General features: G+C 65.1%; 18 protein-coding genes. 2 read left to right on the forward strand and 16 right to left on the reverse strand.

All coding sequences use genetic code 11. The annotated features are described in order from the left end of the window. Window positions 1-3: 3 nt before the first annotated feature. Window positions 4-1,125 carry an MFS transporter gene (locus EV672_RS13385; protein WP_166643572.1) on the forward strand — a complete coding sequence of 374 codons (1,122 nt, stop codon included), beginning with the start codon at window positions 4-6 and terminating at the stop codon, window positions 1,123-1,125. Here EV672_RS13385 and EV672_RS13390 read toward each other — a convergent pair. From EV672_RS13390 to EV672_RS13400, 3 genes are all read right to left on the reverse strand, one after another. Then, window positions 1,067-2,905, reverse strand: coding sequence for an ATP-binding response regulator (locus EV672_RS13390; protein ID WP_133610021.1), 1,839 nt, complete (start codon window positions 2,903-2,905; stop codon window positions 1,067-1,069). The two genes, EV672_RS13385 and EV672_RS13390, sit on opposite strands and share 59 nt — an antisense overlap. After that, window positions 2,902-3,600, reverse strand: coding sequence for a response regulator transcription factor (locus EV672_RS13395; RefSeq protein ID WP_133610023.1), 699 nt, complete (start codon window positions 3,598-3,600; stop codon window positions 2,902-2,904). Before EV672_RS13395 ends, EV672_RS13390 begins: the two co-directional genes overlap by 4 nt. Window positions 3,601-3,776: 176 nt before the next feature. Next, window positions 3,777-4,895, reverse strand: coding sequence for a 3-deoxy-7-phosphoheptulonate synthase (locus EV672_RS13400; RefSeq protein ID WP_133610025.1), 1,119 nt, complete (start codon window positions 4,893-4,895; stop codon window positions 3,777-3,779). A 294-nt stretch (window positions 4,896-5,189) separates the two neighbouring features. On the opposite strand from EV672_RS13400, the gene EV672_RS13405 reads away from it, so the two are divergent. Next, on the forward strand, window positions 5,190-5,486 hold the full coding sequence (locus EV672_RS13405; RefSeq protein WP_133610027.1) for a YkgJ family cysteine cluster protein: 297 nt from the start codon (window positions 5,190-5,192) through the stop codon (window positions 5,484-5,486). Between the two features lies 1 nt (window position 5,487). Here EV672_RS13405 and EV672_RS13410 read toward each other — a convergent pair whose 3' ends face one another. The 13 genes from EV672_RS13410 to EV672_RS13470 all read right to left on the reverse strand — a co-directional run. Then, window positions 5,488-5,994: a peroxiredoxin gene (locus tag EV672_RS13410; RefSeq protein WP_133610029.1), complete on the reverse strand. Its 507-nt coding sequence runs from the start codon at window positions 5,992-5,994 to the stop codon at window positions 5,488-5,490. Window positions 5,995-6,142: 148 nt separating this feature from the next. After that, window positions 6,143-6,424 (reverse strand): 30S ribosomal protein S17, encoded by a 282-nt coding sequence (gene rpsQ, locus EV672_RS13415; protein ID WP_133610031.1) that lies wholly within the window; start codon window positions 6,422-6,424, stop codon window positions 6,143-6,145. Beyond that, window positions 6,421-6,624: a 50S ribosomal protein L29 gene (gene rpmC, locus EV672_RS13420; protein ID WP_133610033.1), complete on the reverse strand. Its 204-nt coding sequence runs from the start codon at window positions 6,622-6,624 to the stop codon at window positions 6,421-6,423. The genes rpsQ and rpmC overlap by 4 nt, the downstream gene beginning before the upstream one ends. Window positions 6,625-6,645: 21 nt before the next feature. Next, window positions 6,646-7,062 (reverse strand): 50S ribosomal protein L16, encoded by a 417-nt coding sequence (gene rplP, locus EV672_RS13425; protein ID WP_133610035.1) that lies wholly within the window; start codon window positions 7,060-7,062, stop codon window positions 6,646-6,648. 2 nt (window positions 7,063-7,064) lie between these two features. Beyond that, window positions 7,065-7,946: a 30S ribosomal protein S3 gene (gene rpsC, locus EV672_RS13430; protein ID WP_133610037.1), complete on the reverse strand. Its 882-nt coding sequence runs from the start codon at window positions 7,944-7,946 to the stop codon at window positions 7,065-7,067. Between the two features lie 13 nt (window positions 7,947-7,959). After that, window positions 7,960-8,289, reverse strand: coding sequence for a 50S ribosomal protein L22 (gene rplV / locus EV672_RS13435; RefSeq protein ID WP_133610039.1), 330 nt, complete (start codon window positions 8,287-8,289; stop codon window positions 7,960-7,962). 12 nt (window positions 8,290-8,301) lie between these two features. Further along, window positions 8,302-8,577, reverse strand: a complete 276-nt coding sequence (rpsS, locus tag EV672_RS13440; RefSeq protein ID WP_133610040.1) for a 30S ribosomal protein S19 — start codon at window positions 8,575-8,577, stop codon at window positions 8,302-8,304. A 13-nt stretch (window positions 8,578-8,590) separates the two neighbouring features. Beyond that, window positions 8,591-9,415 carry a 50S ribosomal protein L2 gene (rplB, locus tag EV672_RS13445; protein ID WP_133610042.1) on the reverse strand — a complete coding sequence of 275 codons (825 nt, stop codon included), beginning with the start codon at window positions 9,413-9,415 and terminating at the stop codon, window positions 8,591-8,593. A gap of 2 nt (window positions 9,416-9,417) precedes the next feature. Next, the gene (gene rplW, locus EV672_RS13450; protein WP_133610044.1) at window positions 9,418-9,732 is read right to left on the reverse strand and encodes a 50S ribosomal protein L23; all 315 of its coding nucleotides are present in this window, start codon (window positions 9,730-9,732) and stop codon (window positions 9,418-9,420) included. Then, window positions 9,729-10,352: a 50S ribosomal protein L4 gene (rplD, locus tag EV672_RS13455; RefSeq protein ID WP_133610046.1), complete on the reverse strand. Its 624-nt coding sequence runs from the start codon at window positions 10,350-10,352 to the stop codon at window positions 9,729-9,731. Before rplD ends, rplW begins: the two co-directional genes overlap by 4 nt. Next, window positions 10,352-11,026, reverse strand: coding sequence for a 50S ribosomal protein L3 (rplC, locus tag EV672_RS13460; protein WP_133610048.1), 675 nt, complete (start codon window positions 11,024-11,026; stop codon window positions 10,352-10,354). Before rplC ends, rplD begins: the two co-directional genes overlap by 1 nt. Window positions 11,027-11,330: 304 nt before the next feature. Further along, on the reverse strand, window positions 11,331-11,642 hold the full coding sequence (gene rpsJ, locus EV672_RS13465; protein ID WP_035037922.1) for a 30S ribosomal protein S10: 312 nt from the start codon (window positions 11,640-11,642) through the stop codon (window positions 11,331-11,333). 85 nt (window positions 11,643-11,727) lie between these two features. Beyond that, window positions 11,728-11,824 (reverse strand): EF-Tu C-terminal domain-related protein (locus EV672_RS13470; RefSeq protein WP_082016399.1); only part of this gene is annotated, 97 nt, incomplete at its 5' end.

Raw genomic sequence — 11,824 nt, forward strand, 5'->3', positions numbered from 1 at the left:
GTCATGCTGGGCACCACCTGCGTGGTGCTGGCCTTCAGCCTGCTCAACCCGGTGCTGGCCGTGCGCCTGCAGATGGGCGGCAGCAGCAGCACGGCCATCGGCCTGTTCGCCACACTGCCCTTCCTGAGCGTGGCCTTGCTGGTGCCGCTGGTGCCGCGGCTGTTCGCGCGCATCGGCGTGGGCCAGGCCTACCGGTTGGGCCTGCTGCTGGAGCTCATCGCGTGCCTGGGCTACCTGCTGACGGACGATTACCGCCTGTGGTGCGCCCTCGGCCTGATGGCCGGCCTGGGCGCCGCCGCCGCCTGGAACGCCACCGAGGCCCTGATCGCGCACAACGTACCGGCCACGCACCGCGGCCGCCTGACCGGCATGTACCAGGCGCTGTTGGGGGCCGCCATGGCGGTGGGGCCGATGCTGCCCGGCGTGCTCGGGCTGGGCCCGCAGGAGGCCAATCTGGTGGCCGCAGGGGGCCTGGCGCTGGGACTGGTGCTGACACTCGCGCCCAGTGTGGCGCGACTCAAAGCCATGCACGACGGCCACGTGCCCATGGGCCTGGTGGCGGCCTGGCGCTTTCGCCCGACGCTGGCATGGGCCGCGGTGGTGGGGGGCGTTTTCGAGGTGGGCCTGGGCTCCATCACCACGGCCTACGGTGCACAGATCGGGCTGGACCTGGGCCGCGCCACCTCCATCGCAGGGGCCTTGGGTCTGGGCAGCTTCGCGCTGCAATACCCCATCGGCTGGCTGGCCGACCACCTGCCGCCTCGCCGCCTGTTCGCCGCGGGCGCGGGCCTGTTGGTGCTCAGCGCCCTGGCTTTCGTGGAAGCCGCCCAACACCCGGCGCTGCTGTGGGTCTGCGCCGGCCTGTGGGGCGGCGTGGGCGGCGCGCTCTACACGCTGAGCATGATCCGCGTGGCCCATGATTTCGCCGACAGTTCGGCCCTGGCCGGCACCTCGGCCATGATCGCGGGCTACACCGTGGGTGGCGCGCTGGGCCCCATCGTCAGCGGCTGGGTGTTCGACCACCTCGGCGTGGGTGGTCAGGGCATGTGGCTGGCGCTGCTCGCCTTCAGCCTGCTGCTGATGCAGACACGACCCGCGACGCCTGGATCTGCCACCACTGGCTGAGCAAGGCCGCGTGCAGCTGCTCGGCCGGCACCGGTTTGTGCAGCAATTGCAGGCCGCTGGCGTGGGCTTCGCGCAAGCGTTCGGGCGCCGTGTCACCCGTGATGATCAGGGCTCCGATCTCCTGCCCCGAGTCCAGCCGCACCACCTCGCGCACCGCGGCAATGGCCTGCACGCCCGTGCGGTGTTCACGCAGGCGGTAGTCGGCCACCACGAGGTGCGGCGTGAACACGTCCAGGCGTCCCAGCGCTTCGTCAAGCGTGCACACCGACTCGCAGCGGCAGCCCCAGGCCGTCAGCAAATCGTTCATCGCCGCCAGCACGGCCTCGTCGTCCTCGATCAGCAGCACGCGCAGACCCTTGAGGTCGCCCTGTGGCGCCACGCGGCGCTCGTCCATCACGGCTTGCTGGCTCAGGGGCAGCGTCAGGCGGAACACCGATCCCCGCCCTGGGCGCGACACCAGGCTGACCGACACGCCCATGGCCCGCGCCAGCCCTTCCACGATGGCCAGCCCCAGGCCCAGGCCCTTGCGGCGGTCGCGCTCCGGGTTGCCCAGCTGGTGGAACTCCCGGAAGATGTCGCGGTGCTGGTGCTCCGGGATGCCGATGCCGCTGTCCCAAACCTCCACCACCACGCGGTCGCCACGCCGACGGCAGCCCAGCAGCACGGCGCCCTGCTCGGTGTAGCGCACGGCATTGACCAACAGGTTGCGCAGCACCATTTCCACCAGTGCGGGGTCGGCATGGGCCACCAGCTGGGTGTCGCGCAAGCGGAAGGCCACGCCCTTGCTTTCGGCCACGGGGGCCATCTCCCGTTCGAGCTTGTGGCACAGCGGCTGCAGCGTGAAGCTGCGCGGCTGCGGCTTGACGACCCCGGCATCCACCTTGGAGAAATCCAGCAAGGTGTTGAGCATCTCGTTGGCCACCTCGTTCGACACCCGCACCTGCCGCATCAGGTGCTGCTGGCGCTCGTTGAGACCGGCCCGCGACAGCGCCCCGAGGTACAGGCCCGCCGCGTGCAAAGGCTGTCGCAGATCGTGGCTGGCCGAGGCCAGGAACACGGTTTTCGCGCGGTTGGCATCCTCGGCCTCCACAAGGGCCTGCTCCACCAGTTGGCGGGCCTCCAGCGAGCGTTGGGTCTGGTCGCGCAAGCGTTGCACCAGGCCTTCGTTTTCGAAGCGCAGCTCGATGGAGCGCAGCGCGATGCGCGAGGCATGGAAGGAGTACACCGTCATCGCCCAGAGGTAAGCGATGCCGCCCAGCCCCAAGGCCGTGTTGACCATGCCCTCGGCACGCAGCAAGCCGATGAGCACCGGCACGATGCAGGTGAGCCAGTAGGTCATGGCCAGCGGCCAGGATGGCCCGAACAGCGCCAGCCCCGCCGAGCCCAGGCCAGCCACCATGCCCACGACGAGGTTGGTGGAATCCGGCAAGCCAGAGCGGATGAAGCACAGCCCCAGCACGCCCCACGCGCCGCCATTGAAGGCCCACACCACGCGCATGACCCGGGCGTAACGCAAGGGCTCGAAACCGGGACTGCCCGGGCGCGGCAGCAGGCGCCTCGTGGCCATGCCGGCCACACACAGCACCCCCGTCATCAGCGCCCATGCCCAGATGCGCGCATCGCCCACCGTGAACTGGTAGGCCACGGCCGTGAGCAGCGCCACCATCAGCGAGGTGACAAAGGCCGTGTTCATGCCCCGGTCCAGCAGCTCCATCTGGGCCGCCAGCAGGCGTGGCGGGTCGAAGCGGAAGACCCGGTGCAGGGGCGGCCAGAAGGTCATGGCGCGATCAACCCCCGGGCCACAGCGCGCTCATAGGCCTCGCGGCGGCTGGTGGCCTGCAGCCACTCGGTGATCCAGGACACCTCGGCGCGCACGGCGCTCTCGCTCATGCCCATCTGCCTTGCGATGGCCTTGTTCGGCGTGCCCTTGCCCAGCTGGCGCAAAAGCGCGAGCTGCAAGTCGGAGAAGACCACGCCGGCCTCTTGAACCTGCAGGCCTGCGCCTGGCGCCATCCCATCCGACGCACCCAACGCGCCCGCAGCCCCCAGGCCAGCCAAGCCACCCAAGGCGGCATACGGCAATGCCGCGTAAGCCTGCTCACCGCGAAGGATGGCCTGGACCGCCGCGACGATGTCCGCGGCCTGCGCTGACTTGGGCACGAAGCCATCGATCCCGGCCGCCCGGGCCTGGGCGATGTGCGCCGGGTCGGCATCGGACGACATCAACAGCACCCGCGCCTGCGGCGCCAGTTCGCGCAACACAGGCAGGTCGGCCAGGCCATGGCCATCGGGCAGGTGGATGTCCAGCAGCACCAGGTCCGCCGCCTGCGCCTGCAAGTGCGCCAGGGCCTGCGCCCAGGTGCCCGCCTGGGTCAGCATGGCGTGCGGCCAGCGCTCGGTGAGCATGAGGCTCAGGCCCATGCGGAACAAGGCGTGGTCATCCACCAGCAGGAAACGGGGACCGGTCAGGCTCATGCGGCAGTGCGATCAAACAACTGCGGGCAGTATCCCCCGCCAGATCGGGCGGCGCCCCGGTTTTCGCCCCGATGCAGGGGCATCTCCCCCTTAAGAGGGATGCCGGCGAGTGACAAACGCCACACCGCCGGCACCTGGGCACGCCCAGCCCAGGTTCTGCATGCACTCAGCGTGCATCAGCGTGCACGGCGCGCCGTCACCGCATCCGACAGGATTTGCAGCACCTTTTCGGAGTCATCCCAGCCAATGCAAGCGTCGGTGATCGACTGGCCGTGCGTCAGCTTGGACGGGTCGTCCTTGCCCGGCGTGAACTTCTGGGCGCCAGCGCTCAAGTGGCTTTCCACCATCACGCCGAACACCTGGGTCGAGCCACCGGCCACTTGCGCAGCGATGTCCTGGGCCACCACCACCTGGCGCTCGTGCTGCTTGGAGCTGTTGGCATGGCTGAAGTCCACCATCAACGAGGTCGGCAGCTTGGCGGCTTCCAGGTCCTTGCAGGCCGCGGCCACGCTCTCGGCGTCGTAATTCGGGGCCTTGCCGCCGCGCAGGATGACGTGGCAATCCGGGTTGCCCGCGGTGTCCACGATGGCGACCTGGCCGTTCTTGTGCACCGACAGGAAATGGTGCGAACGCGATGCCGCCTGGATGGCATCGGTGGCGATCTTGATGTTGCCGTCGGTGCCGTTCTTGAAGCCGATGGGTGCGCTCAGGCCCGAGGCCAGCTCGCGGTGCACCTGGCTTTCGGTGGTGCGCGCACCGATGGCGCCCCAGCTGATCAGGTCACCGATGTACTGCGGGCTGATGGTGTCGAGGAACTCGCTGCCGGCAGGCACGCCCAGGCGGTTGATTTCCAGCAGCAGGTGACGGGCCATGCGCAGACCCTCGTCGATCTTGTAGGACTCGTCGAGGTAGGGGTCGTTGATCAGGCCCTTCCAGCCCACCGTGGTGCGGGGCTTCTCGAAGTACACGCGCATGACGACTTCCAGCGTGTCGGCGAACTTCTCGCGTTGCGCTAGCAACTTGCGGGCGTACTCGATGGCCGCGGCCGGGTCGTGGATGGAGCACGGGCCGATGATGACCAGCAAGCGGTCGTCCTTGCCGTGCATGATCTTGCGGATGTTCTTGCGGGTGCGCGAGATCAGGGCCTCGGCCGGGGTGCCACCCACCGGGAAGAAGCGGATGAGGTGCTCGGGCGGGGGCAGGGGCGTGACGTTGCGGATGCGCTCGTCGTCGGTCTGCGATGTCTTGTCTGCGGGCGGGATCCACCCTTGCGCGGCGCTGGTGTTGGTGCTCATGTGCGGTCCTGTGTGGGGTTCTGTGGTGGCTGGCGAAACGGAATCGGAAACGGAATCAGGTAAGCAAAAAAAAACCGCCGGGCTGCTGCCGGCGGTTTCAGGATTGGGTGGGTCTGCTCAGCAGTTCGCCACTCCTGCGCCGGTGTGGGGCGGGAGGTGAAAGCGGCTAAAGTAAAAGCGGACCGTGCTCATGACCCTCAATGTAGCATGGTCGAGAGACGGGGCACAAGCGTGGGAGCCCAGCTACACCGCGCGCCGCCCCATTCCTTGGACACCCACCTCAGGCCGACCCGCATGGACTGCCAACGCTGCGGCGCTTGCTGCGCCCACTACCGCGTCTCGTTTTACTGGGCCGAGGGCAACGACGCGCCCGGCGGCCATGTCCCTGTCGAACTCACCGAACGCTTGACGCCGCATTTGCGCTGCATGCGCGGCACGTCGTCCGACTCGCCACATTGCGCGGCACTGCGAGGCGAAGTGGGCGTGTCGGTGGGATGCACCATCTACACACAACGGCCCAGCACCTGCCACGACGTCCAGGTGGGCGATGCGCAGTGCCTGAAGGCACGCGCGCACCACGGCATCACCTGAGTCAGGCTTGTGCCTGCTTGAGCAAGGTCTCGGCGTCGCTGACAGCGAAACCGCCGCCGTTCTCGTTGTTCAGCTGCGCGACCACGCCGTCCTTGACCAACATCGAGTAGCGCCCAGAACGCAGGCCCAGGCCCTTGTCCGTCAGGTCCAGCGTCAGGCCCGTGGCCTTGGCGAACGCGGCGCTGCCATCGGCCATCATGCGGACCTTGCCCGCGGCCTTGAGCTCGCGGCCCCAGGCGCCCATCACAAAAGCGTCGTTGACCGACACGCACCAGATCTCATCGACCCCCGCGGCCTTGAACTGCGCGGCGTGGTCGATGTAGCCCGGTGCATGCTTGGCCGAGCAGGTCGGCGTGAACGCGCCCGGCAAGCCGAAGATCGCGATGGTCTTGCCCGCGGTGCTTTCGGCGATGTCGAAGGGGTTGGGGCCCAGGCTGCAGCCATTGCCTTCCACTTCGACGTACTCGAACAACGTGCCTGCGGGCAGCTTGTCACCGATCTGGATCATCTGGAACTCCTGGGTGTGGGTGCAAAGGAAAAGACAAGAAAAAACCGGCGCCAGTATGACTGGGCGCCGGTTTGGCAGACGGTCGGATGCGGCTTTGACCCCGCACCCGCCGTGGCGATGGCATCGCTGCCACCGCAGATCACGAAGATCAGGCGGCCTGGGCCTTCTCGACCAAACGGGTCACGACCCAGTTCTTGGTCTTCGACAGGGGGCGGCTTTCGCTGATCTCGACCACGTCACCGATCTTGAACTCGTTGTTCTCGTCGTGAGCGTGGTACTTGCTCGACTTGCCCACGATCTTGCCGTAGAGCTCGTGCTTGACACGACGCTCGACCAGCACGGTCACGGTCTTGGCGCGGGCGTCAGAGACGACCTTGCCGACCAGGCTGCGAACGACCTTGGCCTTCGGTTGGGTTTGAGCTTCCGTCATTTGGCGGCTCCTTGCTTCTTCTCGGTCAGAATCGTCCGGGCACGAGCGATGTCGCGACGGGTCTTCTTCAAAACCGAGTGGTCGTTGAGCTGCTGGGTGGCACGCTGCATGCGCAGGTTGAAGTGCGACTTCAGCAGGTCCTTGATTTCAGATTCCAGTGCGGCCACATCTTTGGCGCGCAATTCAGAGGCTTTCGCCATGTCTTTCTCCTTGCGCGTTGATCAGATGCCGAACTGGCGGCCAACGAAGGTCGTGCTCAGAGGCAGCTTTGCAGCAGCCAATGTGAACGCTTCGCGGGCCAACTGTTCGGGCACGCCCTGGATCTCGTAGAGGACCTTGCCCGGCGTGATTTCCGCGACGTAGTACTCAACGCTACCCTTACCATTGCCCATGCGGACTTCGGCTGGCTTCTTGGAGATCGGCTTGTCCGGGAAGATCCGGATGAAGATGCGACCACCACGCTTGACGTGACGCGAAATGGCACGACGAGCAGCTTCGATCTGGCGAGCCGTCAGACGACCGCGCTCGGTTGCCTTCAGGCCGAAGTCGCCGAACGACACGTCAGCACCGCGTGTTGCCACGCCGGTGTTGCGGCCCTTGTGTTCCTTGCGGAACTTGCGACGATTAGGTTGCAGCATGTTTATTCTCCTTTCGCTTCGGCAGCAGGCGCTGCCTTGCGAACGCGCTTGGCATCACCAGCACCGGGGGCGGCCACTGCAGGCTTGTCGCTGCCGTCAGACGGGGCAGCGTCAGCGCGCGGGGCACCACGACCCGGGCCACCACGGCCGGCACCGGGACCACGGCGGTCACCAGGGCGGTCGTTGCGGGGGCCACGGCGGTTGCGGCGGTCGTCTTCACGATCGTCGCCACCCTTGAGCACCGGGGCTTCGCCATTGGCCAGGCGGTCGCCACGATAGACCCAGACCTTCACACCGATCACACCGTAGGTGGTGTGGGCTTCGGAGAAGCCATAGTCGATGTCAGCCTTCAGGGTGTGCAGAGGCACGCGGCCTTCGCGGTACCACTCGGTGCGAGCGATTTCGATGCCGTTCAGACGGCCAGCCGACATGATCTTGATGCCCTGGGCACCCAGACGCATGGCGTTCTGCATGGCGCGCTTCATGGCGCGGCGGAACATGATGCGCTTTTCCAGCTGCTGCGTGATCGAATCGGCGATCAGCTGAGCATCGACTTCAGGCTTGCGCACTTCTTCGATGTTCACGGAGACCGGGCAATTCAGGCGCTTGGCCAGTTCGAGCTTCAGGTTCTCGATGTCCTCGCCCTTCTTGCCGATCACCACGCCCGGACGCGCCGAGAAAATGGTGATGCGGGCGCTCTTGGCGGGGCGCTCGATCAAGATGCGCGACACGGCCGCGTTCTTGAGCTTCTTCTTCAGGAATGCGCGGACTTCCAGGTCTTCAGCCAGCATCGAGGCAAAGTTGCGGTTGGATGCATACCAACGCGATGCCCAGTTGCGGGTGACGGCCAAGCGGAAGCCGGTTGGGTGGATTTTCTGTCCCATAGTCAGCCTCTGCTTAGTTGCCCACGGTCACATAGATGTGGCAGGTCGGCTTGCTGATGCGGTTGCCGCGGCCTTTGGCCCGTGCGGTGAAACGCTTCAGCGTGGGGCCTTGCTCCACATAAATGGTCTTGACCTTCAGTTCGTCGATGTCAGCGCCGTCATTGTGTTCGGCGTTGGCGATCGCAGATTCCAGCGCCTTGCGGACGATGCCGGCAGCCTTCTTCTGTGTGAACGTCAGGATGTTGAGGGCCTGATCGACCTTCTTGCCACGGATGAGATCGGCCACCAGTCGACCCTTGTCGACCGACAGGCGAACGCCGCGAACGATTGCTTTCGTTTCCATCGCAGCTGCTCCTTATTTCTTGGCTTTTTTATCGCCCGGGTGACCCTTGAACGTGCGGGTCAGAGCGAATTCGCCGAGCTTGTGGCCAACCATTTGGTCCTGGATGTACACGGGCACGTGCTGCTTGCCGTTGTGCACAGCAATGGTCAGGCCGATGAACTCAGGCAGGATGGTCGAACGACGCGACCAGGTCTTGACGGGCTTCTTGTCCTTGGTGGACACAGCCTTCTCGACCTTGGCCATCAGGTGGTGGTCCACGAAGGGACCCTTTTTCAGAGAACGAGCCATTTCAGCCTACCCCTTACTTTTTGCGACGCGAAACGATGAACGTCTGCGTGCGCTTGTTGTTGCGGGTGCGGTAGCCCTTCGTCGGCGTGTTCCACGGCGACACAGGAACCTGACCTTCACCCGTACGGCCTTCACCACCACCGTGCGGGTGGTCAACCGGGTTCATGGCGGTACCGCGGACGGTCGGGCGGATGCCCTTCCAGCGGATCGCGCCGGCCTTGCCGTACTGACGCAGGCTGTGCTCTTCGTTGCTCACTTCACCCAGGGTGGCGCGGCATTCGATGTGGATGCGACGCACTTCACCCGAGCGCAGGCGGACCTGAGCGTAGGTGCCTTCGCGGGCCATCAGCACAGCGGAGGTGCCAGCCGAGCGGGCGATTTGCGCGCCCTTGCCAGGCATCATCTCGATGCAGTGGATGGTCGAGCCCACGGGGATGTTGCGGATCGGCAGGGTGTTGCCAGCCTTGATGGGCGCTTCCGAGCCCGACAGGATGGTGGCACCGGCTTCCAGGCCGCGCGGCGCGATGATGTAGCGACGCTCACCGTCGGCATAGCACACCAGAGCGATGTGGGCCGTGCGGTTGGGGTCGTACTCGATGCGCTCAACCTTGGCGGGGATGCCGTCCTTGTTGCGCACGAAGTCCACCACGCGGTAGTGGTGCTTGTGACCACCGCCCTTGTGGCGAACCGTGATGTGACCGTTGTTGTTGCGGCCAGAGTTCTGCTTCTGGGGTTCCACCAGGGCAGCGTGCGGGGCACCTTTGTGCAGGTGCTTGTGCACGACCTTGACCACGCCACGGCGGCCAGGCGAAGTCGGTTTGATTTTGACGACGGCCATGATTACGCAGCCTCCCCGGAGAAGTTCAGCTCTTGACCTTCCTTGAGGGCCACATAGGCCTTCTTGGCGTGGTCACGGCGGCCAACACGGCCACCGAAGCGCTTGGTCTTGCCCTTCTGATTCAGGACTTGCACCGACTTCACTTCGACCTTGAACAGCAGCTCAACGGCGGCCTTGATCTCGGGCTTGGTGGCGTCGCGCAGCACCTTGAACAGCACTTGGCCGCGCTCTTCGGCAGCAGCGGTGGCCTTTTCCGAAATGATCGGAGCGACCAGCACCTGCATCAGGCGGCTTTCATTGAATTTCAGAGTGCTCATGCGAACATCTCCTGCAGCTTGTCGATCGCACCCTTGGTGACCACGACCTTCTTGTAGAAGACCAGGGACAGGGGATCGGCGTAACGGGGCTCCACCACCAGCACATTGGGCAGGTTGCGAGCGGCCAGGAACAGGTTCTCGTCCACGGTGTCGGCGATGACCAGGACGTGGTCCAGGTTCATCGACTTCAGCTTGGCGGCCAGCAGCTTGGTCTTGGGGGCTTCGACGGTGATCGAGTCCACCACGGCCAGGCGGCCTTCACGGGCCAGCTGCGAGAAGATGGCGGCCATGCCGGCGCGGTACATCTTCTTGTTGACCTTGTGGGTGAAGTTTTCGTCAGGGCTGTTCGGGAAGATCCGACCGCCGCCACGCCACAGGGGCGAGGACGACATACCAGCGCGAGCGCGACCGGTGCCTTTTTGGCGCCAGGGCTTCTTCGTGCTGTGCTTGACGGTCTCGCGGTCCTTCTGGGCGCGGGTGCCTTGACGGGCATTGGCCTGGTAAGCAACGACGACCTGATGGATCAGGGCTTCGTTGTATTCGCGGCCGAACACGGTGTCGGATGCTTCAACCTTGGAAGCAGCCTGACCTTGCTCATTGAGCAGTTCGAGCTGTGCCATCAGTTGGCTCCTTTCTTGACCTTGACCTTCACGGCCGGACGCACGGTGACAAAGCCACCCTTGGCGCCGGGGACGGCACCCTTGACCAGCAGCAGCTGACGGGCTTCGTCAACGCGCACGATGTCGAGGTTTTGCGTGGTCACGGTCTCGTCACCCATGTGACCAGACATCCGCTTGCCAGGGAACACGCGACCCGGATCCTGGGCCATCGAGATGGAGCCAGGAACGTTGTGCGAACGCGAGTTACCGTGCGAAGCACGCTGCGAACCGAAGTTGTGACGCTTGATGGTGCCGGTGAAGCCCTTGCCGATCGACGTGCCTTGCACGTCAACGACCTGGCCTGCCTGGAACAGCGCAGCAGGAGCGATGGTCGCGCCGGCCTTGTATTCAGCCGCCACTTCAGGCGCCACGCGGAATTCTTTGACGAATTCGCCAGCTTCAACACCTGCCTTGGCCATGTGACCAGCTTCAGGCTTGGTCACGCGCGATGCCTTGCGGGCACCAAACACCACTTGCACAGCGGTGTAGCCGTCGGTCTCAACGGTTTTGACCTGGGACACACGGTTGTTCGACACGTCGAGCACCGTCACGGGCACGGCGTCGCCGTCGTCCGTGTAGATGCGCATCATGCCCACCTTGCGGCCCAGCAATCCGATGCGATTGCTAAGACTCATATTTTTCTCCAACTCCATCATCGTCATTGAGCGATGCGTGAAGCCTTTTACAAAAACCCGACATCGATTGGCCGGGCCCGGATGGAATCCATCGACAAGCCGGCAACCTGTGCACACCGCAAAACGGTGCGCGCAGGCAACCCGCCCATTTCAGGACAGCCCATGACTATATCAAAGGGTCAACCCCGACGCAAGCCCCCTGGCTGTGGCGCTCACCCGGGTGCTGCGCCAAGAAAAAAGCCGCACCCGGTGGGGCGCGGCTCTCAAATCGACGCCGACATCCCGAGGATGCCGGAGGCCGTCATCACTGCAGCTTGATTTCGACGTCCACGCCAGCGGGCAGGTCGAGCTTCATCAGGGCGTCAACCGTTTTGTCGGTCGGGTCCACGATGTCCATCAGGCGCTGGTGGGTGCGGATTTCGAACTGGTCACGCGACGTCTTGTTGACGTGCGGCGAACGCAGGATGTCGAAGCGCTGCAGGCGGGTCGGCAGTGGCACGGGGCCCTTGACGATGGCGCCGGTGCGCTTGGCGGTTTCCACGATTTCAGCCGACGATTGGTCGATCAGCTTGTAGTCAAACGCCTTCAGGCGAATGCGGATTTTTTGTTGTGCCATGACACACTTCCTTCAATTAAAGAGCGACGGATGACGCCCTGGGCCGCAGCCGAAGCCGCGACACCCAGGGCACGTGTCATGCAGATCAGTCCAGGATCTTGGCAACCACGCCGGCGCCGACGGTGCGGCCACCTTCGCGGATGGCGAAACGCAGACCTTCTTCCATGGCGATCGGGGCGATC

It is taken from the genome of Aquabacterium commune (assembly GCF_004362855.1).
Taxonomy (GTDB): Bacteria; Pseudomonadota; Gammaproteobacteria; order Burkholderiales; family Burkholderiaceae_C; genus Aquabacterium; species Aquabacterium commune.

Bases quoted from the DNA above. Each gene is read 5' to 3' on its own strand.
- EV672_RS13385 (WP_166643572.1), top strand. From the start codon at position 4: ATGCTGGGCACCACCTGCGTGGTGCTGGCCTTCAGCCTGCTCAACCCG.
- EV672_RS13390 (WP_133610021.1), bottom strand. From the start codon at position 2,905: ATGACCTTCTGGCCGCCCCTGCACCGGGTCTTCCGCTTCGACCCGCCA.
- EV672_RS13395 (WP_133610023.1), bottom strand. From the start codon at position 3,600: ATGAGCCTGACCGGTCCCCGTTTCCTGCTGGTGGATGACCACGCCTTG.
- EV672_RS13400 (WP_133610025.1), bottom strand. From the start codon at position 4,895: ATGAGCACCAACACCAGCGCCGCGCAAGGGTGGATCCCGCCCGCAGAC.
- EV672_RS13405 (WP_133610027.1), top strand. From the start codon at position 5,190: ATGGACTGCCAACGCTGCGGCGCTTGCTGCGCCCACTACCGCGTCTCG.
- EV672_RS13410 (WP_133610029.1), bottom strand. From the start codon at position 5,994: ATGATCCAGATCGGTGACAAGCTGCCCGCAGGCACGTTGTTCGAGTAC.
- rpsQ (WP_133610031.1), bottom strand. From the start codon at position 6,424: ATGACGGAAGCTCAAACCCAACCGAAGGCCAAGGTCGTTCGCAGCCTG.
- rpmC (WP_133610033.1), bottom strand. From the start codon at position 6,624: ATGGCGAAAGCCTCTGAATTGCGCGCCAAAGATGTGGCCGCACTGGAA.
- rplP (WP_133610035.1), bottom strand. From the start codon at position 7,062: ATGCTGCAACCTAATCGTCGCAAGTTCCGCAAGGAACACAAGGGCCGC.
- rpsC (WP_133610037.1), bottom strand. From the start codon at position 7,946: ATGGGACAGAAAATCCACCCAACCGGCTTCCGCTTGGCCGTCACCCGC.
- rplV (WP_133610039.1), bottom strand. From the start codon at position 8,289: ATGGAAACGAAAGCAATCGTTCGCGGCGTTCGCCTGTCGGTCGACAAG.
- rpsS (WP_133610040.1), bottom strand. From the start codon at position 8,577: ATGGCTCGTTCTCTGAAAAAGGGTCCCTTCGTGGACCACCACCTGATG.
- rplB (WP_133610042.1), bottom strand. From the start codon at position 9,415: ATGGCCGTCGTCAAAATCAAACCGACTTCGCCTGGCCGCCGTGGCGTG.
- rplW (WP_133610044.1), bottom strand. From the start codon at position 9,732: ATGAGCACTCTGAAATTCAATGAAAGCCGCCTGATGCAGGTGCTGGTC.
- rplD (WP_133610046.1), bottom strand. From the start codon at position 10,352: ATGGCACAGCTCGAACTGCTCAATGAGCAAGGTCAGGCTGCTTCCAAG.
- rplC (WP_133610048.1), bottom strand. From the start codon at position 11,026: ATGAGTCTTAGCAATCGCATCGGATTGCTGGGCCGCAAGGTGGGCATG.
- rpsJ (WP_035037922.1), bottom strand. From the start codon at position 11,642: ATGGCACAACAAAAAATCCGCATTCGCCTGAAGGCGTTTGACTACAAG.